The organism is Mobiluncus sp., from assembly GCF_985070215.1.
In genome coordinates this window covers 53,618-75,781 of the sequence record NZ_CFKZQR010000006.1, presented here as the reverse complement: position 1 = coordinate 75,781, position 22,164 = coordinate 53,618, and the positions used below count along the sequence as shown (strand labels likewise).

Genomic DNA, 22,164 nt, shown 5'->3' with positions numbered 1-22,164 from the left:
CCTGGCATGACACGGGTGTTCGTAGTTTTTCTTAGCGGCTTGCCCGCTTAGAAAAACAGAACGGGACCCCATTTCTGCGACTGAGAGGCATCCCCCCGAACGCCGCCAGACCTCGCGGCCGGGCTCACTTGCGCAACCGGCGCGGTGCTCTTCGGTTGGACAACTTGATAAACTGGCATAAACCCCCCTATGGAGGAGCCGCTTTGCTTGCTGATTTTTCTGCACCGCTGCGAAAGCTGAAAGAGACGCTGTTTTCTGTGACGCCTATTGTCGGAATTGTCGTGGTTTTGGCACTCACGCTGGTTCCTCTGGAGGGCTCGCTGCCGGCGCGTTTTGCCTTGGGCACGTTCGCAATTATCGTGGGTTTGGCGATTTTCCTGTTGGGAGTAGACATTGGCCTGACCCCCATCGGGCAGCTGCTGGGACACGCCATCGCTCGGTCCGGCAGGCTTTCGGTCGTGATATCAGCAACCTTTGTGTTGGGCCTGTTCATTTCAGTAGCGGAGCCTGACCTGCATATTTACGGTGGCCAAGTCGAGCTGATCACTGGCGGGTTACTGGGCAAACTCTTTTTGGTGCTGGTGGTGAGCCTGGGGATAGCGGCGCTTCTGACTATCGGCATGGTGCGCATTATCCGTTCCATCCCTCTGAAATTCATCCTTCTGGGCGCCTATGTTTTGGTGGCGGTCCTAGGCTTTTTCGCTCCCACCGAGTACCTCGCGATTTCTTTCGATGCTTCAGGAGCCACCACCGGGGCGTTGACCGTGCCGTTCATCTTAGCGATGGCGGCGGGCGTGTCTGCGATGAAAAAGGACTCCCGCGGCGGTGAAGCTGATGCGTTCGGGCTGGTGGGAATTGCTTCCGCGGGGGCAATTGTGGCGGTGCTAGTTACCGCCGTCATCTTTCGGCTGGGAGAGATTCCCCGCGACATTCCCGCCCCGGAAGTATTGAATCTCAGCCCGTTGGCGGCGCTGGCCGAAGAGGCTCCCCGTCAGGTTCGTGACGTGGCGCTCGGATTGACTCCGATTCTCACCGCCTTCGTGGTAGGAGCTGTAGCAAAGTTTTTCCCCCTGACCGCGGAGAAACTGCGTCGTATCATCTTGGGCCTGGTGTTTTCCTACGTCGGCCTGGTTACGTTCCTGACCGGGGTCAACGCGGGTTTCATGGATGTGGGCCGCACTATCGGTGAAACGCTGGCCGCTAACCAGCATCCCGCCGTGCTGCTGGCAGTGGCGTTCGGGCTGGGGGTCGTGACGATTCTGGCCGAACCGGCAGTCTACGTACTGATGGACCAGGTCGAGGACGTTACGGCCGGGGCGGTGCACCGCAAAGCGGTGATGTTTTCGCTGGCACTAGGGGTGGGCGTGGCGGTCGTGCTGTCCACCGCGCGGGTCCTCGTGCCCACGCTGGAGCTATGGCACATCCTGCTGCCGGGATACGTGGTAGCTGTCATCATGATGCGCTACGCTCCACCGCTGTTTACCGGCATCGCCTTCGATTCCGGCGGGGTGGCGTCCGGGCCCATGACCGCTACTTTCGTGCTGGCTTTTGCCCAAGGAGCGGCGGCCGGGACACCTGGAGCAAACGTGGTGGTGGACGGACTAGGGGTAATCGCAACGGTCGCCATGACACCGCTGATTACCATTCAAATTCTCGGACTAATATATTCTTCTAAGACAAGGAAGGTTTCCCATGCTTGAGAAAGACTGGCATAAGGACGCGGTGCTGCTCTACGTTGTGGTCAATGACCAGATGGCTTCCAAAGTTATTGCCGAAGCGAAAAAACACGGGATTCGCGGTGCGACAGTGATGCTGGGACGTGGCACCATCAAGAACAAGTGGCTCAACGCTATCGGCGTGGTGGATTCCCGCAAAGAAGTCCTCATCATGGGTGCCGACACCGCCACCGCCAGCACGGCGATGCAGGCGCTGGCAAAACGTTTCCACTTTGAGAAACCCAACCGGGGTATTGCTTTTGCGGTCGAGATGGAGGGCATCGCGGGAACGTCTGCCATTGAACGCTGGCCCGAACCCCCCGCGGACCATGCCGTGCAACCGGCACAGTGGCAGCTCATCACCATCATTGTCGAGCACGGCCGGGCCGAGGATGTGGTTGAGGCCGCGCAAAGTGCCGGAGCTCGCGGAGGCACCGTCATCGCCGGGCGCGGCTCGGGGATTGCTCAAACAGAACTGGTGCTGGGCATGGAAATCGAACCGGAAAAGGACATTGTGTTTATGCTGGCCTCCGCGCAGAGCGCCCCTCAGATTGAGGACGCCATCGACCAGCGTCTCGATTTGGAAAAACCCAACCACGGCATTCTTTTCACCCAAAATGTGGTCGCTGTCAGTGGGCTGTACCAGGGAGCGTAGATGAATACCTTAACCGCAAAGCTGTGGGAAACGACCAAGTCGGTCCTTCCCATAGCTGGTGTTGTGGTGTTGGTGCATCTCACGGTCGTTCCCCTGCCGGGAGTACTGTTGCCGCGTTTCGGCCTGGGTGCCATCGCGATAATCGCCGGGCTGTCGCTGTTCCTGCTGGGGGTCGAGGTCGGTATCGCCCCCATCGGACGGATTATGTCCTCGACCGTGGTCAAGTCCGGGCGGATTTCGGTGGTCATGACGCTCACGTTTGTACTGGGTTTCCTGTTGACCATGGCGGAACCGGATATTCTCATCTATGCGGCGCAGGTCAACACGTTGACCCGCGGAATTGTGTCCTCTATCTTGCTGATTGTAGTGGTTTCAGCCGGGTTGGCGGTACTGCTGTGCCTGGGCATGGTGCGGATTTTGCGTGGCTGGAAACTTCGCTGGGTGCTGCTGGCGTCTTATGGCCTGGTGGCGCTGTTGGCACTGGTGGCGCCCATGCAGTATCTGGCTATTGCTTTTGATGCGTCCGGCGCCACGACCGGGCCGCTGACGGTGCCGGTCGTGCTGGCTTTCGCCACCGGGGTAGCGTCGATGAAACGCGACTCGGCCCGCAGTGAATCCGACGCGTTCGGGCTGGTGGCGATTGCTTGCGTGGGGGCGATTTTAGCCCTGCAAATCACGTCTATCCTGCTGCACCTGGGCGCTTTGCCGACTACCGGACCGACCCTGACTCCGGACACCACCCACCTCTTTGAACCGCTGGTGAAACATTTTCCGATGGAAGCCCGCAGCGTCAGCCTCGCCCTCGCCCCGCTGCTGGCGCTGTTCCTGATTGGTAACTTCACGGTGTTCAGGCTGCACAAGTCAGCGCGCCGCAGCGTCATCGCGGGTATCGTTATGGCGTTCTTGGGTCTGACTTTCTTCCTGACCGGCGCAAACGGCGGTTTCATGGACGTGGGACGCACAATCGGGGTGAGCTTGGCGCTCCGGGGTAGTGCGCCGCTACTGCTGGCCATCGCTTTCACGCTGGGTTTCCTGGCGGTGCTGGCGGAACCGGCGGTACACGTCCTGACCGAGCAGGTGCAGGAGGTCACTTCCGGGTCGGTGCGCGCCTCTGCCGTGATGGCGGCGATGGCACTAGGGGTGGGCTCGGCAGTTCTGTTGTCTACGTTGCGTCTGGTGATACCCAGTTTAGAGTTGTGGCACATGCTGTTGCCGGGATATCTAGTGGCGGTCGGGTTGACGTTCGTGTCCTCAGAGTTGTTCGGCGGGCTGGCTTTTGATGGCGGCGGGGTCGCGCCCGGCCCGATGCTGACCACGTTTGTGCTGGCTTTTGCTCAAGGCGCGGCCGCGGGCACCCCTACTGCAGACGTGGTAGAGGACGGTTTGGGACTCATCACGATGGTCGCGCTGATGCCCCCGATTGTGTTGCAGCTGCTCGGTGTCGTATTCCAGGCTCGCGCTCGGCGCCGCACCAACCTGCGGAACAGCGACCCGTGGGCCGGCCCCACCCCGACTGGTGACGTTGACTCTCTCGCATCCCCCACCGCTTGTGCGAAATCCACCCCCCGCACTGCTGCCGTCTCGGCAGGGCATCAACCGGCTGAAACTGGCCACGGAAAGAAGGAAAACTCATGATTCAGGCGATATTGACCGTTGTGGAAAAAGGCCACGCCGAAGAAGTCATCGACGCGGCGGTGCAGGCCGGCTCGCACGGCGGGACGATTATTAATGCGCGCGGCTCTGGAGTCCACGAAACCGCCACCCTGTTCGGTTTGGGGATTGAACCGGAAAAAGAGCTGGTGATAATCCTGGCCGACCAGGCGAAAGCCCCGCAAATAGTGGAAACCATCTACGAAACTCTGGAATTGCGCCAGCCCGGGAACGGCATTGTTTTCGTGCAAAACACGGTTCGCGTGCGCGGGCTTTACCAACCGACCGAGTAGGAGCGGCAAAGCGTCCGAAACTTCCAAAGCGTCCGAAGCGTACAAAACGGGGTAATACGGGCAAAAAATAATAGTTGGAGGAAAACCTCCAACTATTATTTGCAAAAGTTATGGTGTCTTAGGAAGCCAGAACTTCGTCTAGGCGCAACGAAGCGTCCTCTTCGTTGGTTTTCTCAGCCAAGGCCAGCTCGGAAACCAGAATCTGACGTGCCTTGGTCAGCATCCGCTTTTCGCCGGCGGACAGTCCGCGGTTCGAGTCACGGCGGGACAGGTCACGCACGACTTCGGCCACCTTGACTACGTCGCCGGTAGCGATTTTTTCTACGTTGGCCTTGTAACGTCGCGACCAGTTGGAGGGCTCATCGGTCTTCTTGGCGCGCAACACTTCAAAGACGTGCTCCAGTCCGGCTTCATCAACCACGTCGCGCACTCCGACCATTTCTACGTTCTCAGACGGAATCTGGATGGTGAGGTCGCCCTGAGCTACACGGAGCTTGAGATATTCGCGTTCCACACCTCCAATAACGCGGGTTGTGATCTCTTCGATCGTGGCGGCCCCATGATGGGGATAAACAACGGTTTCGCCAACCTTAAATGTCATATTGAAAATCTCCCGTTTTTGAGGTGGATATACTTATATTATCACGATTTTGTGGTAAAGAGCAATTAAAGCTACGCTCACTTTTGGCGCAATGGCGCGAAAAAATGCCCCCCGTAGCACGAATTTTTACCGAGGTAACAATGATTGAACCGAAAAGAAAAAAGAAGTCCGACCGTAAAAAAAAGCAGGGTATTGACCTAACAAACGCTCCGGTAAAACGGAAAGCAGTCAAGGCGGCACGCCGGGTGGTGGCTTCTCAAGCCGCGGATGTGGCGGCTTTGCACGGAGCCGAAGCGGAACTGCTCGACCCGCCGGTCTATCAGGTTCGGCGGCACGGGATTTTAGCGGAGCCTTCGCGCGGCACCGAGTTCTAGAATCCGCAACGACCGGCAATTACATGGGGCGCCTCGGTATGCCGAAGCGCCCCACACATGTTTAAATGAACTATTTGCCCTGGTTAGCCACCGCTTTGATGGCGTCGGCAGCCGCGTCCGGATCCAGGTAGCGACCGTGGGCGACAGGCTTGAAGTCCTCACCCAGCTCGTAGTACAGCGGAATCCCGGTGGGGATGTTCAGGCCTGAAATCTCATCATCGCTGATGGAATCCAGGTGCTTCACAATGGCGCGCAGCGAGTTGCCGTGAGCCGCCACCATGACGGTCTTGCCGGTCTTAAGGTCGGGGATGACCGCGTCACTCCAGTAGGGCAGCGCACGTTCCAGCACATCTTTGAGACACTCCGAACGCGGAATCGGCTCGCCGGTGTAACGCGGATCGGCATCCTGGCTGAACTCGGAACCGAGCTCAATCTGGGGCGGCGGCACGTCATAGGAGCGGCGCCACTGCATGAACAGGTCCTCGCCGTATTCGTCACGGATAGCCTTCTTGTTCAAGCCCTGCAAGGCGCCGTAGTGCCGTTCGTTCAGCCTCCACGAGCGGCGCACCGGAATCCAGTGCCGGTCGCACGCGTCCAACGCCAGGTTGGCGGTCATAATCGCGCGGCGCAGCAGGGAGGTGTGCAGGACATCAGGCAGGATGCCTTCCTTCTTAAGTAGTTCGCCGCCGCGGGTAGCTTCGGCGCGGCCTTTTTCGCTCAAAGGCACGTCAACCCACCCGGTGAACAGGTTTTTTGCATTCCATTCGCTCTCGCCGTGGCGGAGCAGCACAAGTTTGTACGTCATAGTTTCATTCTTCCACAGGCCTTTGCCCGTCATAGGGCTTTTGGTCCCGGTTTTCTGGTGTGCCACGCCATTGGTGAGTGTTCACGAAAGGGCGGGCAAGAACCCTGGTGCGACCTCACAAACCCACACCGTCAGTGCCGCGGCGACAGCCACAACGAACAGCGACTGACCTCGCCACGACAGCACCAGAGCCACCCCAATGCCCAACACTGCGGAAATCAGGGAACCGGTCGAGAGGAACGCGGCGGGAATAATCATCGCGGCCAGCACCGCCCACGGCACGTAGTACAGGAAAGAATTAATCCAAGGAGACTTGATGTCCCGGCGTAACACCAGCAGCGGCAGAGCGCGCAAAGTGTATGTGACCAGCGCGGTCACCAGGATAGCCTGGACTAAATAGCTCATAGTTCGCCCGCTTTCTCCGCTTCGCCGCCGGACAGTTCCGGGCCGGTTGCCGGCTCTTGATGCGGAAAGAACGTCGCACCCAGCCCCGCGGCCACCAGGGTGGCAATAATGATGCGCCAGCCGGAGGACAGCTGGGACACGACCGGGGCAAAAGCGAGGGCGACTGAAGTCCCGGCCGCGATGGCCACCACGATTTTTACCTGCGAGGACTGTTTAAACGGAGGCATGACGATGGCGATAAACATGGCGTAAAGCAAAATTCCTGCCGCGTTTTCCACCGCTTTGGGCAGCGCCTCGCCCACGAACGCCCCGACCAGGGTGCCTGACACCCAGCCCAGAATCGGCAGAATCATCGAACCCAGATAATGCGCGAAACCCACGTGAGTCCGCCCGATATTGATGGCGTAAATCTCGTCCGTGACCCCCAGCGCCATCACCATCCGCTTGAGGCTGCCGACCGGGCGGGGATTGGTACTGGTCAGGCGTTGAGACAGGGAGGTACTCATCAGCAGGTAGCGCAGGTTCACCAGCGCCGTGGTTACGGCCAGCTCCACCAGGCCGCCCTGGGCGGCGATGATGGTAGTGCCGGCAAACTGGCCGGTTGAGGACATATTGGTGAGGGAAAAGACAGCCGAGGACAGGGGCGGTAGCTTGCCTTGCGCCCAATACATGCCGATAGCGATAGAAACCGCGAAATAGCCCAGCCCGATGGGAAGTCCCGCCTTGATTCCCGCGGTAAAGTCGTGTGTTTTCAACAGTCTGACCTGCTTTACGGGGCTAACCGAACGTGACCGGGCCGCACTGGGCTCCGGCGGGGGTGTCCACCACCGGAGCGACGTGGGCTTGCAACAGGTCGCGAATCGCGTCGGCACGGTCCCAATCCCGTTGCGCTTTCGCGTCAGCACGCTGCTGCAAAAGGGCGGTGACCAGTGCTTCCAGGGTTTCGTTTGGGGTCTGCGCGGTGTTGGGGGTGGCGCCGGGAGTCTCGGTTGCGGTCGCTGGCGTGGCCCAAGCCGGGTCGGCCGGGTCCAAACCGAACACGTCCAGCATGGCGCGCAACTGCCGGGCGGCCTGCTGAGCGCCAGCCGTGTCCCCGCTGGCCAAGGCCGCTTTGCCGGTTTTTAGGGTGCGGTGCAGTGCCGGGAGGGCGCCAGGAACATTCAAGTCATCGTCCAAAGCCGCCACAAAGTCATCGGGTAACTCGACCGCGGCCAGTTCGCGTTGCCGAGCGAGGTCCGGCTCAACGTCGCCATAGATATTGCAGACCTCCGGAACCACCGCCCCCGCCGGAGCAGGCCCCGGAACTTGCTGGAGGAAACTGGTGAATTTGTCCCACAACAAAGCCGCCTGTTTCAAGGAATCCTCGGAGTATTCCAGATTTGTGCGATAGTGCGTGGTGACCACGGACATTCGCACCACCGCCGGATCCCAATCCTCCAACAGGCGGCGCACCCCGACCACGTTACCGACCGACTTCGACATCTTTTCGCCCTTGAGCGTCAGCCAGGCGTTATGCATCCAGTAGCGGGCAAATCCCCAGCCCGCCCCGTGAGACTGCGCCATCTCGTTTTCATGGTGGGGAAAGCGCAGGTCCAGCCCGCCGCCGTGAATGTCGAACGTGTCGCCCAGGTAAGCCTGGCTCATGGCGGAGCATTCCAGGTGCCAGCCGGGACGTCCGCGTCCCCAGGGCGCGTCCCAAGCCGCATCGGTGGGTTCGTCGTCTTTCGCGGCCTTCCACAGGGCAAAGTCACGAGGGTCGCGCTTGCCCGCCTCGGTGGCGGTGTCGATTTGGGATTCGTCCTCGGTAGAAGCGAGTTCGCTGACCGGCTGGTTTGTCAGCGCGCCATAGTCCGGCAGGGACGTCACCGAGAAATACACGTTACCGTTCGTGTCACTGTAGGCGTGACCGCGCTCGAGCAAGCGCTCAATCAGCGCAATCTGTTGGGGAATATGCCCGGTAGCGTGCGGAGTTACGGTCGGGGGCACGGTATTCAAAGCCCGGTAGGCAAAGTCGAATTCCCGCTCAAAATGGGCCGCTAGCTCCCACCACGGCACGCCGGCAGCGGCTGATTTAGTCAAAATTTTGTCGTCAATATCGGTGACGTTGCGCACGTAAGTCACCGCGTATCCCTGTCGGCGCAGCCAGCGTACCAGCACGTCAAAGTTCAGTGCGGCGCGCAAATGTCCCAGGTGAGGCGCCCCCTGCACCGTTGGTCCGCACAGATAGAGCCCCACCTTTCCCGGCGTGACCGGCTCAAAGTCGCGGACTTCATGCGTGGCGGAATCAAAAATCTTCATGTGCTAAGTCTACTGGCTCGGTCCGGCTTGGGGCAGTAATCGTGCAAATGCACGAGTGACCGATCATAAAACAGATTTTTGGGTTTGTCCGGGTCTCTGGTATGTAAAACCGCTGGTAGAACCGATTTTAATTTGAGGCGGTCGTCTCGAAGCGCAGTGAAAACGGTCATTCGTGCCAGGCAAACCCCAAACTCGGGGCAGTCCGCTCGCCTAGCCCCGCAGGGCAGCGATTTGGTACAGGGCGATGCCGGTGGCGACAGCGGCGTTTAGGGATTCCATGCGTTTATCAATCGGGATGGACACAATCTGATCGCAGGTTTCGCGCACTAGCCGGGAAATCCCTTTGCCTTCGGAGCCGGTCACGACCACCAGGGGCTGATCCGCCAGTGTCAAAGCGGGCAAATCCACTTCTCCCCCGCCGTCCAAGCCGATAGCAAACGCCCCCTCCGCCTGCAGCTGCTGCAGAGCATGAGTCAAGTTCCGCGCTTTGGCGACTGGCACAATCGCCGCCGCCCCCGCCGAAACTTTCCACACGGCCGCGGTTACGGAAGCCGAACGATGCTCGCCAATTATGACCCCGTCAGCTCCGAACGCCGCTGCGGAACGCAGCGTCGCCCCCAGGTTGTGCGGGTCGGTGACCTGGTCTAACACAATGAACAAGGGGGGACGCTGCGGCTCGGATTTGGCCCGAGTCACCGCCCGGTCCCACAGATCCATGACTTCGGCGTATTCATAAGCCGCGATTTCCGCCGCGATTCCCTGATGGGTTCCCCCCGCGGTGATACGGTCCAGGTCGGCGGGAGAGCATTCTCGCAGCTCCGCTCCCGAAGCGGCCCCGCGCTGCACCACTTTGGACAGGCGCTCGTCTTTCATGAGCGTGGCGGAGACGAACAGGCGCTTTAGCGGCACTCCGGCCGCGGCGGCTTCGACTACCGGGTTGCGCCCGAAAATGATTTCGCTGTCAGCAGCAGTAGCGGGTCGGTACTTGCCCTTCGCCGCCGCCCGCTGGGTCACCCCCGAGGTATGGGTGGCTTTGCGTTCCGCCTCCAGACGGTCGCGATAGGCCTGGTGGTAAGGGCGATTGACGGCCTTCGGGGTCGGCCCTTTGCCTTTCAAGCGGTGTCGGCGGACCCCGCCGCTGCCTTTCGGGGCATGTGAAGCAGATTTCTTTGGACTCATGCCGACCATTTTACCCAACGTGTTTTTGCCGGGCGCAAACTCGCGGTGTTCCCGGGGTGGGCAGGTCGTTAGCGCTGGTTAGAATCCGAGCCGGAGCGGGTGTTGTCTGAATCTTCGGAGGTGTCAGCGGCGCGCTGCTCCAGCTCGTCGAGCAGGTCACGAATTTCCGAACGCACAAAATCGCGGGTCGCCAGCTCGGACACCGCCAAACGCAGGGCAGCAATTTCCCTGGTTAGGTATTCGGTATCGGCCAAAGTCCGGGCGGCCTGCTGGCGGTCCTGTTCCGCGATGACCCGGTCGCGGTCGTCCTGCCGGTTTTGCGCAAACATAATGAGCGGCGCAGCGTACGAGGCTTGGGTAGAAAACATCAGGTTTAGCAGGATAAACGGGTAGGGATCCCACGGGTTATCCCCAAGGGATTGGGTCAATATCAGGTTCGCGATAATCCAGACCGCCACGAAAACCGTCATCCACAAAATGAACTTGGAAGTACCCATGAAGCGGGCGGTACTTTCCGCAACCCGGGTAAACAGCGAACGATCCTGGGCGCCGATTTGGGAGCGGCGCCGGCGTCCGAACACTCCGCGGCGCCCTTCGGTGGGGGTCTCCAATCCCTTAGACATCGGGGCTGACCTCCTTACCTGCCTCTTTACCTGTTTCTGGGGGTGTCTGTGGGTGACGGGCCGAATTTGCCGAGACGGTGCTCATCGGGTGGTGAAGGGCGGGGTCGTCGTCCTCATCGCCGGGAGCGCCTTCCGCATCGTCAGAGGCCAAGGCCGAAGCAGTGTCTTGTTGCGTTTCCTCGTCTCCGGCGGCGGCTTCGGCTTCCGCAATGGCGGCTTGTTCGGCTTCGGCGCGGTCATCCCACCGCCAGTCGTCAGGCAGCAGGTGGTCCAAAACGTCGTCGACCGAGACAGCGCCCAGCAGGGAACCGGAGGTGGGCCCCACGACCGGGATAGCGGTCAGGTTATAGGTCGCCATGGTACGCGTCAGGTAGTCTACTGAACGATCCGGAGTCACGGCCTCCAGGTCAGTGTCGACAATGTTTCCCAGCATGATGTGGGGCGGTTCACGTAAAGCTCGCTGCAGGTGAACGACCCCGATAAATTTTCCGGTGGGGGTCTCTAGGGGCGGGCGAGCAATCATCGCGATAGCGGCCAGAGCAGGGGGAATGTCTCGGCGCTGCACGTGCGCGAGCATGGTGGCGACCGTGTCGTCCGGAGCCAGCACCACCGGTTCGGTGGTCATCAGGCCGCCGGCCGTTTCCTCATCGTAGGCCAGCAAACGCCGCACGTCTTTCGCCTCTTCTGGCTCCATCAGTTCCAGCAGGTTTGCCGCGACTTCCTGCGGCAGTTCAGCCACCAGGTCGGCGGCGTCGTCAGGCTGCATAACATCCAAAACATCGGCGGCTCGCGCCGGATCCAGGGAGGAAACAATCTTAACCTGGTCGTCCTCCTCCAACTCTTCCAGCACGTCAGCCAGGCGGCTATCGGGCAGCTGGGAAGCGACGGAAAGCATCCGCGAATCGGACAAATCGTGCAGGGCGTCAGCCATATCGGCGGGTTTCATGTCGCCCAACGTGGCCAGCAGGGAATCCGCCGCTTGATCAGCGCCCCCCACGGTCAAACCGGTGACTTCCTCGATTCCCACATGCAAGGTTTCCCCAAGCCTGGTGCGGAAAGGCCCCCGGCGGGACCGAGCCACGTAAAGTTCAGTGACAGCCCAGGTCCGGTCCTTTTGCCGCTCGATACCCAAGTCCAGAATCTGAGCCTGACCCGAACCGTCCTTCAGCGTCACAACCCGATCCAGCACGTCTTGAATCGCGCAGGTTTCCAAGGGCCGGGCCTGGAAACGGCGCAGGTTTACCAGCCCGGTCGTAATCACGGCACCGGATTTGATGGCAGTGACCCGGGTGATGGGTACGAAAACCCGGTGAGCGCGCGTTACCTCCACCACTAAACCGACAGCGACAGGCGGCCGACGGTGCAGCAAAACCACCACGTCATAAACTTTTCCCACCGGATCCCCAATGGGATCGAACACGGCGGTTCCCCCTAGGCGTCCCACGAAGACGCGTTCCACTTCGTCTCTGCTCACGTGTAAATCCTACCTGTTTGTGCCGGTAGCGGTGGGAAACTTCACGAGGCGGGGTCGGGCGCGGTGTCCTCAGAAGGGCGGGGGCGGCGCTTTCCCCACAGGTAGACCACTATGAAGGCGGCCAGTAGCGCCGCGAGCAGCCAGAACAGCCAGTTGGGAATCCCGGAGAGGGTGCGTTGCACCGCGAACTCCAGATTGGACTGGGCGCTGGCGGACAGCAGGGAAGTAGCCAGACCGCCGGGACCCGACAGCATCATTACCAGTCCCAACAGGGTTATCAACAGTCCAGAAACCAGGTTTCCGACGGTAGAATCCCGACCCAAAACCTTGAGGGGGCGAGGGCGCAGCACCCGATTCGGAATCAGATTCCACAAGAATGACAGCACGGCGACCGGGGTAAACATCCCCAGGCCGAACGCAAACATGGTAAAGAATCCGGTCACCGGGGAGCCGCCGCTGACGCTGAAAGCGAGGATAGAGCCCAAAATCGGGGCTTGACAGCCGGTCGCAGCGACCCCGTACGTCAGTCCTAGCAGGAAAATCGCTGCCGGGGAGGTACGTTCGACCGGGGTGTTTCCATCCCGCGGGGAGTCGCCCGAAACCGGGCCTCGCCGGGTGGCGCGTTGCGCGGCGCGGCGCTGTTTCCACAGCTGCCACCGGCTTTTCAGGCTCCCAAAGTTCGGTACCGGTAGTGCTAAGGCCTGCCACACCCCGAACAGGACGATGATTAGCCCCGCCCACACGGTCAGACCGCGCAGTTTCGCGTTCAGCACCGCTCCGATGGCGCCGAAAGCGGCCCCGGTGGGCAGCAATCCCGCCATGAGCCCCAGGAAAAACACGGCGGTGCGGGACGCCAGTTTCGTCTTTGAGGAAAAAGCGTAAGAAAAGAATGACGGAATTAGCAGTGCGGAACAGGGTGAAAACAGGGTCAGAATCCCCCCGGCGTACGCCACCGCGAAGGTTACCGAGTCCATTCCGCTTCCTTCCCCGCGGGCCTATCTCCCGCAGTGTGTTTAAAAAATGACGTGGCCAGCTGCCAGGACCTACTTTGTGGCCAAGAATTTTTGGTACTCGATAGAGTGCTCGAAGTACTCAATCGGGTAGGCTCCAGAAATCGTGGAATCCCCCAGCACAAAGAACGGGGTGCCGTTGACTCCTACCGAATGTCCCGAATCGGTTTCCTCGGAAACGGTAGCTTGGGTTTCCGGGGCATTCATATCGGACTTGAATCGTCCCAAGTCGGTGATGCCAACGGATTGGGCGATCTGGATGACCTTGTTTTCGTCATAAGTGGGGTGTTCACCTTCGGGTGCGGTCCCGTAAGCGGCCCGCACGAAATCCCACATTTTGCCCTGTTTCATCGCCGCAATCGAACCCCGCGCAGCCACGTCGGAACGATACTGGTCAGCAAATATCACCATGTTGTGCCATTGAATTTTGAGGGTGCCGTCGTCGACATATTTCTGTAGTTTCGGCAATGTATCGTTGCCCCAACTGGTACACATCGGGCAGGAAAAATCGCTCAAAACTGTCAGCGTCACCGGGGCATCGGGTTTCCCCAGGGTGCGTCCGGGCTCATCGGCCCCGTCCCGCAGGATTTTCATGGCTTCCAGCCCGCCTTCGTTCGTGACCGAGGAGGCGAAGTCTTGACCGGGGACCAAGCCCGTTTGCGCCACAAAGTCCGCCACGGCCTTTTGCCCATCGCCCGCAGCGGTGCCGCTGGTCGTTGCGGGTTCGCTGGGGGAGGCTGCCGGGTTGTTTGCTCCCGGAGCCGTGGCGCGCCCCACAAAAAACGCGATGACTAAAAGCACCACAATGGCCAGGACGCCAATAATTTTCAAAGCCCACACGTTGGCGGCGCTACGTTCCACAGATTTGTCCTTATCGCTCATTGTCCCTCATATTTCCAAATACTTCCTTGAGTCAAGCATAGCGGAAGCCCGGTATGCCGCCGGGCGGCTACTGTCCGCCTGTGGGGGCGGCCGGGGAGGCGGACTCCGCGGCGGGAGACTGCTGCGGGGCGTCCGGTGAGGTCGCAGGAGAAGTCGCCGGGCTGGCAGCCGGTCGGGTCGCCTCCGCCCACGCCTTCAGGCCGTCGAACAAGGATTGGGCGTAACGTTCCTGACCGGTATCCGACTTCATAAGGGCGGCATCAGCGGGGTTGCGCATCTCGCCGAGTTCCACCATTGCGGCGGGCACCTCAGCAGAGTTCAACGTCGCCAAATCGGAACGTTTCCACACCCCGCTACTGATAGATCCTCCGGACTGCGGCGCGAATCCCCCCTCCTGGAGCGCCTTGACCAGTTTGGCAGCCAAATCGGAGGCGGGCTGCTTTTGGGCCTCGTTCAATGGCGGGTCGGAAATCATCACAAAGAATCCGTGCTGAGACGTGTCCGTGGTCCCGTTGGCGTGAATGGAAACCATGACGTCAGCCCCGACCTTTTGTGCAAACTGACCACGGGCGTCCACGCACGGCCCCACTCCCTGATCCGAGTCGCGCGTCAGGAACACGGTGGCTCCTTCGGCCTCCAGCTTGGTCTTAAGTGCGTTCGCAATCTTCCAGTTGAACTCATGCTCGGTATAGCCGTCAGCGGTAGCGGTGCCGGTGGTGTTGCAAGGTTTTTGGCCGCCGCGCCCATCGGGAACATTCGCCCCGATTTGCTGCCAAGCTGCGGCGTTACCGCCATTGTGCCCCGGATCGAGGACGACTTTCAACCCTTTCAGGCCTCCGGCCGCCCCGGCATCGGGGTCTTCGGAAGGTTTGGCGTTCCCGATGGAATCGGGATTGTTTGGGTTCGGTTCGGCAAAGTCGCTGGGGGTAGCTGTGACAGTCACAGTTGGGTGCGGCACCACGTTCATGCCCACACTGACCCCTATGCCCACGCTGACCAGGGACAGGATAATTCCTCCGGCCAGGAGTACCAGCGGTGAAATCCCATCGTTCGGCCGCGGTTCGGGGGTTCCCGTGCCCACCCGGCGCAACCGTAACTTGGAGGGACCTTCCGGGGTTTGGGCCGTGAGGGACTTCCAACGTGGTTCGGACAAATCCGATCGCGTGGAGGAAGTGTCCAAAGTGCTCTGCGGGGTGCGCGGCGAGACCGAGTGGAGGTGTTCCCAGTCCGCATCCGGGTGTGCCGCGGCTCGTTTGGAAGTTCGCTGCGGCGTGTTAGTGAGGGGATTTGCGCCGGTCCCCAGGGCATCTGCTTTGGGTGGTGCTGCGGCTGCGGCGCTGGTCGCGCCCAGGTCGTCCCATCCGGACACCAAAGACTTCCATCCCTCGGAATGGACCGGTTCGGGGCGGCGTTGGGTGGGTTTGCGCCCTTGCCCGGTTGCGCTCCCGGTTCGTGCCGGCGGCATGGCCGGGGTGGCGGGTTCCCCCGGGGCAAGGGTGGCGTCAAAATCCTCGCGCATCGCTTCGGGGACTTCCGTGGCTGGAAGCTCCGGGGTTTTCGATTCAGTTGGGCTGGACAAGTGCGAATTCTGTTGTTCCGGCCCGTCCGCGTTTAACATATTTTGGGCATTCGCCAGCAGGGCGGCAATCCCCGGATTATCCCCGTAGGGGAGCTGGGGTACCTGGTTGGCGCTGGCCGCTCCTGCTGCTTCAGCAGCGGCGGAAAATTCTTCAAAAAAGTTGGCAGCGTTAGCATCCGCAGGGTTGTGGTCGGGGTTGTGGTCAGAATCCGGGACTGGGGGCAGGCGGCGGCTGGGGAGCTTACCCAGAGAGGAAGAGCGCGCCGGAGGAGCAGAAGGGTAGTCCTGGGTCGGTTCCCAGGTGTCGAATTCCTCCCAGTTGGGCATGTTGCTCCTGAATATGGTGACTTAGTGTTGCGTGGCGTCTTGTTGATGGTAGTCCTGTTTGGCAAAGAAAAAGCCTTTGCCGGTGACCGTGTTCCAACATCCGGTGCCGCTGTAGGTCGATTGGCAGGCGAGGTCGCGGTGGGTCATGGCTGAATCGTGGGAAACCCCCGAGCCGCTGGAGTTGTAATCAACATTGGGCTGGCAATAGATGAACGGGTCGCCATCCCGCAAGCTGATGACCAAAGATTCGAAATAAGTATCACAGCCGCCCACAGGGTTGACCAGGTTACGGACCTGGCAAATGAGTTCATCGCCGTTTACCCGGCAGGTCGAGTCCCCGGTTTCGGTGACAAAAGACTGGATATTCTGGGCGCCGGCCGGTGCCGGAGCGATCGTCGGATGCGGTGACTCGGTGCTCGGAGTCTTTTCCTTATCCTCGTCTTTGTCCTTATCCTTATCTTTATCCTGGTCCTTGGCTGGGGGCGTTTCGCTCGCGGTATTGCCGGCAGCATTCGGGGAATCCGCGTCAGACTGGGTGTCGTCTCCCCCGATAACGCCGGTCATCACCAAAACGATTGCAACAATCATGCCAATCACAGCAACGAGCAATATTGAGAAAATGACCCATAAACCGGTGTTGGATTTTGGCTTAGCGGCCATCGGCGGATAAGGGGTGGGAGCTGCACTCATCATCGGGATACCGCCGGTGACGGGAGCCATGTACTGGGTTTGTGTCGCGGCTGGGGGCACGGTGCCATAGCTTCCCATGCCCGCGCTCTGGTTTGGCGCGGCGTTGGGCGGGTAAGACGGGGGCAGACCGGAGGTCGGCACCGGAGCTGATACGGGGGTGTTCAGCGGGGGTAGTACCGTGGTTTCGGCCTGGTTTTGTCCCATTATTGAGGTGCGGTTGGGGCTCACGGCGGGGGTTTCCCCGGTGGCGGGGGTTGCCGCCGAGTCGGGTGTCGCCGGGGTTTCCGGTTGTGATGCATCGGTTTCAGCAGGGACGACTGTCGCGGGTGCTTCGGTGTTTTCCGGCTCGCTGGGGGTCGGCGTTTCTGATGGACCGGGAAGGGGGAGGGAAGGCATGGGCATCATCTGGCCAGCCTCAAAAGCGGCCTGGCGCTCGCGCAGAGCGGCGAGGACTTCGGGCTCATTTTTGTTCACGAGCCAGTCGAGCAGTCCGGTGTAGGCCGCGGGGTTTTTCGCAATTAAAGGACGTAGTTCCGCATTGGTCGCCAGCTGTTGTAAATCCAAGCCGGGGGTAGACGGGTCACTAGCTTGGGCACGCAGTTCATCCATACGGTCATTATTCCACAAATTCGCGTCTTTCCACCTGTAACTTGTGGTTTTTACGGGCGGTGGGGTCAATCGGCGGCACCGCGAAACTCAAAATGCGTAAACATTGCCTTGAGCTCCCCAGCCCGGTCCGCCAAGTCAGCAGCAAACGATTTGGCTTGAGTTTGGGCGCAAAGTTCCTGAAATTCCGGTCGCGTCCCGTCGGGACGGGCCTGCTGCAGCGCTAGGCGTTCCACCCCACGCTCTTGCAGGGCACGAGCCAAAGCGGGGAGGGCTGACGGGTTCGTGTCGCCCGCGTCAGTGCCGGGGTAGGCGGTGACGCGCACCTCGTAATCCGGCAGGGTTCCGGCCCGGTACGCCGCCAACACCAGGTCCAACGCCCGCCAAGCGTCCGCGCCGGCCCGGTGTGCTTGGGGACGGCCTACCACTTGTGGATAGTTTTGTGCCAGGCCTTTCACGTCCAAGCCGACCCAGTCGAGCAACCCAGCATCCAACAGCTGCGCCAGTCGCTGCGGATAGGCCCCTCCGGTGTGCAGCCCCACCAAAAATCCGAGGTCACGCGCCTGCCGGGCGGCGGGCACCAGCGCTGCCTGACGGGTCGGCTCCCCGCCAGAAAACACGACACCGTCGAGCAGACCGCGTCGCCGTCCCAGCAGCTCCCACAGGTCCGCCTCTTCGTAACCGGCGGGCGCCCGCGGGTCAATGATGGCAAAATTTTGGCAATATCCGCAGTTCCAGGGGCAGCCTTGCAGGAACACGCTGGCGGCCAGTTTCCCCGGCCAATCCACCGTGGAAAACGGCGTCACTCCGGCGATAACCAAACCGGTGAGCGGGCTGGTCGTGGGGTTATTCGTGGCTGCTGTGGACACTGGTGCTCCTCATTCATTAAATACGTGACCCAGGTAACCCAGCCGGGTTACCTGGGTCGGATAGATTCAGTTTATTGCTTTTCGTCCAAGAGAATCATGAAGCCTTCCACCGGCACTTGATATTGCACGAACATCAGGTTAGATGAATCCGCTGGCAAGGTGTATTCCCAAGTGGCTTCGGCTGGGCTGTCCACACCGCAAGCGACTTCGCTGAGTTGACCTGGTTGATCGTCGCCTGCGTCCTCAATCTGCGGAGCAATCCACACTTTGATATTCGCGGGTTTAACAGTCTGACAATAGAAAGTGACCTTGACCTTGTCTCCGGTCTTCCAATCGTCATTAGCGTTTAGGTACAGTCGGTAGCTAGAGATTTTGTCTTTATCGAAATTGGCAAAAGTTGGCGAAACGTGGGAACTGGTGTTCTCGATTCCCTTTCCTTCCGCGAACGCTTCGCCTTCCGCTTCCCACTTGTCTTCCAATGCGTCCGCATCGTTGACTTTTTCCTCAGCTTCTTCTTGGTCAGGTATGGCCACGTCCTCGGTGGTGGAAATCAGGCCGGGTTTCTGATCAGCAGCGGGCGCCTCGGACGGAGCTTTAGCGTCCGCAGTGGGTTTCTCGTCCCCACCGCCGCAAGCCGATAGACTCAGAGCCAGGGCGAACGCACCCGTCAACGCAAGTAACTTTTTCATGAGTATTCCTTCCACTTGTCAGGCTGATGGGGCTGGTTGCCCCAGGTTGATAAACAGCCTAAGCAAACGGATAAGGCTTGTAATCACCCAAAAGTACGGAAAATCTCGGTCCGCGGGTGGCGTCCGAAAACTGTCACCCGCGAACCCGGTCGACCCACGACCCTTGTGAAACCACGAGGGTAGTAAATCTGTCCCTAAACCAAGGCCGCTTCCGCCAGACGCGAGTGCAGCTCACCGTGGGAGGCAGCCGCCGACTCGCTGAAATACTGGCGTTCGGCAAACTCGCCTTTCTTGCCGATGTTAAAGGACTGGACAGGCCGGAAGTAGCCCATGACGCGGGTCCACACTTCGCAATCTTGGTGCCGGCCCTTCGCTTCGCATTGCGGACAGGTGAAGTGTTCGCCGGAAATGTAGCCGTGTGTCGGGCAGATACTAAACGTTGGCGTGATGGTGATGTAGGGGGTGCGCCAAGTGGTCAGCGAGCGGCGCACCAGCTGCTTGCAAGCCTCCGCGCTGGACACAGCCTCGCCCATGTACAGGTGCAGCACGGTGCCGCCGGTGTACTTGGTCTGCAGCTCCTCCTGCAGTTCCTCGGCCAGGAAGGGGTCGTTCGTGAATCCTACCGGCAGCTGCGAGGAGTTCGTGTAATAGGGGTTTTCGGTCGTGCCGGCCTGCAGGATTTTGTCCCCAAAACGTTTCCGGTCAGCTTTCGCCAGGCGGTACGTGGTGCCCTCGGCCGGGGTCGCCTCCAGGTTGTACATATGTCCGGTAGATTCCTGCAGCTCCACCATCTGGTCGCGCACCCCGTCCAGGATACGGGCCGCCAAGGCGTGTCCGCGCGGGTCGGTGATGTCATAAGCGTCATCGGTGAAGTTGCGAATCAGCTCGTTCATGCCGTTGACCCCGATGGTAGAGAAGTGGTTGTCCAGCGTCCCCAGGTAGCGTTTCGTGTAGGGGAACAGACCGTGGTCCATATGGTACTGGATAGTGACGCGCTTGCGTTCCAAAGTCACCGAAGCCAACTCAATGAGTTCACGCAAGCGGGCGCGCAAACCGTCCTCGTCGCCCTTGTGCAGATAACCCAGACGCGCCAAGTTGATGGTCACCACCCCGATAGACCCGGTCTGTTCCGCCGAACCGAACAGCCCGTTACCGCGCTTGACCAGTTCCCGCAGGTCGAGCTGCAATCGGCAGCACATGGAGCGAATCTGGCCGGGGTCCAGTTCCGAGTTGATGAAGTTCTGGAAATAGGGCAACCCGTACTTCGCCGTCATTTCAAACAGCAGGTTGGCGTTGGGGGAATCCCAATCGAAATCCTTGGTCATGTTGTAGGTCGGAATGGGGAAGGTGAACACGCGTCCGTCCGCGTCACCCTCGGTCATGACCTCCATGTAGGCGCGGTTGATGATGTCCATCTCGGCCTGCAGGTCCCCGTAGGCAAAGTCGCACAGTTCCTCGCCGATGAGCGGCACTTCGTCGCGCAAATCGGGCGGGCAGGTCCAGTCAAAAGTGAGGTTCGTGAACGGGCACTGACTGCCCCAGCGGCTCGGGACGTTCAGGTTGTAGATGAGCTCCTGCATGCACTGTTTGACCTCGGCATACGTCATGTTGTCCAAGCGGACGAAAGGCGCCATATAGGTGTCGAAACTAGAGAACGCTTGGGCGCCCGCCCACTCGTTTTGCAGCGTGCCCAGGAAGTTTACGATTTGTCCGCAAGCCGAGCTGAAGTGCCGCGGCGGATTGGAAGCAATGGCCCCGCTGACCCCGTTGAAACCCTGTTGCAGCAGCTGTTTTAGCGACCAACCAGCGCAGTATCCGGCGAACATATCCAGGTCATGAATGTGGAGGTCACCGTCTCGGTGGGCAGCGCCGGCCGCGGCGGGATAAACCTTGTCCAGCCAGTAGTTGGCGACCATCTTGCCCGCCGCGTTCAAAATCAGGCCGCCGACCGAGTAGCCCTGGTTGGCGTTGGCGTTGACCCGCCAGTCAGCCTGGCTCAGGTATTCGTCCACTGTCTCTATGGGGTCAACCGTGTGGTGGCGCGGGTTCGTTTCAAAAACGGGGGTCGTCTCTTGCTTCGTTGCAGTCATCTTCTTCCTTTCGTCTCCTCATCTCCCGGTATCGGGGACACAAGAAATTACTCTAGGGAGGTATTTCGCCAAATCAACTACATATTGTGCGTGTTGCTCAATTTTACCACTACATATTGTGTTTGCCCAGGTCTGTGAGTTACGGCGATTCGTCGCTGTGCGTGTCGCGGTATCGTAGGAGGGTGAAATTTTCTCACCGGGTGGAACTGAACGAACCCAACGCCGTGACTATCGCCCAGCGCGCGGCCCGACGCGACGGCATGTTGAAAGTGAATCTAGCGGATTCCAATCCGACCCGCTGGGGGTTGGGTACACCGGGCCTGCCGCCCTACGAGCCCGACCCGCGGGGGCCTCGGGCGGCTCGCGAGGCACTGGCCGCCTGGCTGGGGGAGCGCGACAAACGCACCGTGAATCCCGACCATCTCTACATCTTAAGTTCTACTTCCCAGGGCTATGCCTGGTTGACGAAGTTGACCAGTAATCCCGGAGAACGGCTCGCTGCCCCGACCCCGGGATACCCGCTGGTAGAAACGATTGCGGGGCTTGAAAACGTGGGGGTGGATTTCTATCCCCTGACCTGGGTGGGGTCCCGGTGGGAGCTGGGCGAGCTCAATCCGGGGGCGGTGAGCGCCGTGGTGGCCATCAATCCGAACAATCCCACCGGCTCTTATGTACACGGGGAGGATCGTCAGCGGCTCCTCAGCTACTGTGCGAACCACGAGGTAGCGCTCATCGCTGATGAGGTGTTCTTTGACTTCGACCTGCCCGGCGCGCCCACCCGACCCGCCGATCGCCAACGCCTGGCCGGGACTGCGGAAGTGCTGACCTTTGCTCTGGACGGAATGAGTAAAAACTTGAGCGCCCCGGGGCTGAAAATCGCGTGGCTGGAAGTGTCCGGGCCGGAGCCAGACGTGGCGGCGGCGCTGGCCCGGCTGGACGTCATCGCGGATGCCTACCTGCCGTTTTCCGATGTTTTGGCCCAGCGCCTGGAGCAATACCTGGCCGCTGTGCCCGCCGCGACCCGCACCACCCGGCAACGCTGCCGCCAGAACCTTGCCACCTTGAGGGACCTTGTGCGCACGGAACCGAGCGGAACCGTGAGCCTGCTGGAACCCGAAGGCGGCTGGAACGCGCTGCTGCGATTTCCCGCCCACGTGGACGAGGACGCGCTCATCACCGGGCTGATTGCCCAGCGGGGCATAACCGTGCAGCCGGGATATTTTTTCGATATGCCTTTTGCCGGGGTGGTGTCGGTGTCGCTGCTGCTCGATGCCCCGACGTTCCGCCCCGCCATCGCAGCCCTGCTGGCAAGCATCGCTGACCAGCTCTGATTGCCAAACTGGGGGGGGA

The 22,164-nt window shown here is 60.5% G+C and carries 21 protein-coding genes; 6 read left to right on the top strand and 15 right to left on the bottom strand.

The genetic code is table 11. The features are described from left to right. Positions 1 to 203: 203 nt before the first annotated feature. Genes AC5LBQ_RS02490 through AC5LBQ_RS02475 form a run of 4 tightly spaced genes read left to right on the top strand, consistent with a single transcriptional unit; the run spans position 204 to position 4,313 of the window. Positions 204 to 1,700, top strand: a complete 1,497-nt coding sequence (locus AC5LBQ_RS02490; protein WP_493264532.1) for a DUF1538 domain-containing protein — start codon at positions 204 to 206, stop codon at positions 1,698 to 1,700. Then, positions 1,693 to 2,370: a P-II family nitrogen regulator gene (locus tag AC5LBQ_RS02485; RefSeq protein ID WP_296182877.1), complete on the top strand. Its 678-nt coding sequence runs from the start codon at positions 1,693 to 1,695 to the stop codon at positions 2,368 to 2,370. The genes AC5LBQ_RS02490 and AC5LBQ_RS02485 overlap by 8 nt, the downstream gene beginning before the upstream one ends. After that, positions 2,371 to 4,005, top strand: a complete 1,635-nt coding sequence (locus AC5LBQ_RS02480; RefSeq protein WP_493264531.1) for a DUF1538 domain-containing protein — start codon at positions 2,371 to 2,373, stop codon at positions 4,003 to 4,005. Continuing rightward, positions 4,002 to 4,313 carry a P-II family nitrogen regulator gene (locus tag AC5LBQ_RS02475; RefSeq protein WP_282922571.1) on the top strand — a complete coding sequence of 104 codons (312 nt, stop codon included), beginning with the start codon at positions 4,002 to 4,004 and terminating at the stop codon, positions 4,311 to 4,313. Before AC5LBQ_RS02480 ends, AC5LBQ_RS02475 begins: the two co-directional genes overlap by 4 nt. A 118-nt stretch (positions 4,314 to 4,431) precedes the next feature. On the opposite strand, the gene AC5LBQ_RS02470 is transcribed toward AC5LBQ_RS02475, so the two are convergent. After that, positions 4,432 to 4,914, bottom strand: a complete 483-nt coding sequence (locus tag AC5LBQ_RS02470; protein ID WP_282922572.1) for a CarD family transcriptional regulator — start codon at positions 4,912 to 4,914, stop codon at positions 4,432 to 4,434. A 140-nt stretch (positions 4,915 to 5,054) separates the two neighbouring features. Here AC5LBQ_RS02470 and AC5LBQ_RS02465 point away from each other — a divergent pair, with 140 nt between their 5' ends. Beyond that, positions 5,055 to 5,288, top strand: coding sequence for a hypothetical protein (locus tag AC5LBQ_RS02465; RefSeq protein WP_491680895.1), 234 nt, complete (start codon positions 5,055 to 5,057; stop codon positions 5,286 to 5,288). A 70-nt stretch (positions 5,289 to 5,358) separates the two neighbouring features. Here the strand turns inward: AC5LBQ_RS02465 and AC5LBQ_RS02460 are convergent, their stop codons facing one another. The 14 genes from AC5LBQ_RS02460 to AC5LBQ_RS02395 all read right to left on the bottom strand — a co-directional run bounded on the left by AC5LBQ_RS02460 (position 5,359) and on the right by AC5LBQ_RS02395 (position 20,814). Then, positions 5,359 to 6,093, bottom strand: a complete 735-nt coding sequence (locus tag AC5LBQ_RS02460) for a phosphoglyceromutase (RefSeq protein WP_297588920.1) — start codon at positions 6,091 to 6,093, stop codon at positions 5,359 to 5,361. An 81-nt stretch (positions 6,094 to 6,174) separates the two neighbouring features. Beyond that, complete coding sequence (locus AC5LBQ_RS02455; protein ID WP_493264530.1) at positions 6,175 to 6,498, bottom strand: AzlD domain-containing protein; 324 nt, start codon at positions 6,496 to 6,498, stop codon at positions 6,175 to 6,177. Further along, entirely contained in the window at positions 6,495 to 7,253 is a 759-nt protein-coding gene (locus AC5LBQ_RS02450; protein ID WP_493264529.1) for an AzlC family ABC transporter permease, read from the bottom strand. Before AC5LBQ_RS02450 ends, AC5LBQ_RS02455 begins: the two co-directional genes overlap by 4 nt. 22 nt (positions 7,254 to 7,275) lie before the next feature. Beyond that, entirely contained in the window at positions 7,276 to 8,796 is a 1,521-nt protein-coding gene (cysS, locus tag AC5LBQ_RS02445; protein WP_493264528.1) for a cysteine--tRNA ligase, read from the bottom strand. 210 nt (positions 8,797 to 9,006) lie between these two features. Then, the gene (gene rlmB / locus AC5LBQ_RS02440) at positions 9,007 to 9,984 is read right to left on the bottom strand and encodes a 23S rRNA (guanosine(2251)-2'-O)-methyltransferase RlmB (protein ID WP_493264534.1); all 978 of its coding nucleotides are present in this window, start codon (positions 9,982 to 9,984) and stop codon (positions 9,007 to 9,009) included. A 59-nt stretch (positions 9,985 to 10,043) separates the two neighbouring features. After that, positions 10,044 to 10,598: a DUF1003 domain-containing protein gene (locus tag AC5LBQ_RS02435; protein WP_297345688.1), complete on the bottom strand. Its 555-nt coding sequence runs from the start codon at positions 10,596 to 10,598 to the stop codon at positions 10,044 to 10,046. Continuing rightward, positions 10,591 to 12,072, bottom strand: coding sequence for a magnesium transporter MgtE N-terminal domain-containing protein (locus tag AC5LBQ_RS02430; RefSeq protein ID WP_493264527.1), 1,482 nt, complete (start codon positions 12,070 to 12,072; stop codon positions 10,591 to 10,593). Before AC5LBQ_RS02430 ends, AC5LBQ_RS02435 begins: the two co-directional genes overlap by 8 nt. Before the next feature lie 41 nt (positions 12,073 to 12,113). Further along, positions 12,114 to 13,046 carry a cytochrome c biogenesis CcdA family protein gene (locus AC5LBQ_RS02425; protein ID WP_493264526.1) on the bottom strand — a complete coding sequence of 311 codons (933 nt, stop codon included), beginning with the start codon at positions 13,044 to 13,046 and terminating at the stop codon, positions 12,114 to 12,116. Between the two features lie 69 nt (positions 13,047 to 13,115). Beyond that, the gene (locus tag AC5LBQ_RS02420; RefSeq protein WP_307742254.1) at positions 13,116 to 13,964 is read right to left on the bottom strand and encodes a DsbA family protein; all 849 of its coding nucleotides are present in this window, start codon (positions 13,962 to 13,964) and stop codon (positions 13,116 to 13,118) included. A gap of 67 nt (positions 13,965 to 14,031) precedes the next feature. Next, positions 14,032 to 15,870, bottom strand: coding sequence for an N-acetylmuramoyl-L-alanine amidase (locus tag AC5LBQ_RS02415; RefSeq protein WP_493264525.1), 1,839 nt, complete (start codon positions 15,868 to 15,870; stop codon positions 14,032 to 14,034). Between the two features lie 21 nt (positions 15,871 to 15,891). Next, a complete protein-coding gene (locus tag AC5LBQ_RS02410; RefSeq protein WP_493264524.1) occupies positions 15,892 to 17,169 on the bottom strand; it encodes a variant leucine-rich repeat-containing protein in 1,278 nt (425 codons plus the stop codon). Between the two features lie 65 nt (positions 17,170 to 17,234). After that, positions 17,235 to 18,035 carry an anaerobic ribonucleoside-triphosphate reductase activating protein gene (locus tag AC5LBQ_RS02405; protein ID WP_493264523.1) on the bottom strand — a complete coding sequence of 267 codons (801 nt, stop codon included), beginning with the start codon at positions 18,033 to 18,035 and terminating at the stop codon, positions 17,235 to 17,237. Positions 18,036 to 18,106: 71 nt separating this feature from the next. Then, positions 18,107 to 18,724 (bottom strand): hypothetical protein, encoded by a 618-nt coding sequence (locus tag AC5LBQ_RS02400; RefSeq protein ID WP_491681043.1) that lies wholly within the window; start codon positions 18,722 to 18,724, stop codon positions 18,107 to 18,109. Between the two features lie 194 nt (positions 18,725 to 18,918). After that, on the bottom strand, positions 18,919 to 20,814 hold the full coding sequence (locus AC5LBQ_RS02395; RefSeq protein WP_493264522.1) for a ribonucleoside triphosphate reductase: 1,896 nt from the start codon (positions 20,812 to 20,814) through the stop codon (positions 18,919 to 18,921). Positions 20,815 to 20,996: 182 nt separating this feature from the next. Between AC5LBQ_RS02395 and AC5LBQ_RS02390 the strand changes: the two genes are divergently transcribed. Continuing rightward, positions 20,997 to 22,145 (top strand): pyridoxal phosphate-dependent aminotransferase, encoded by a 1,149-nt coding sequence (locus tag AC5LBQ_RS02390; RefSeq protein ID WP_493264521.1) that lies wholly within the window; start codon positions 20,997 to 20,999, stop codon positions 22,143 to 22,145. Positions 22,146 to 22,164: the final 19 nt, after the last annotated feature.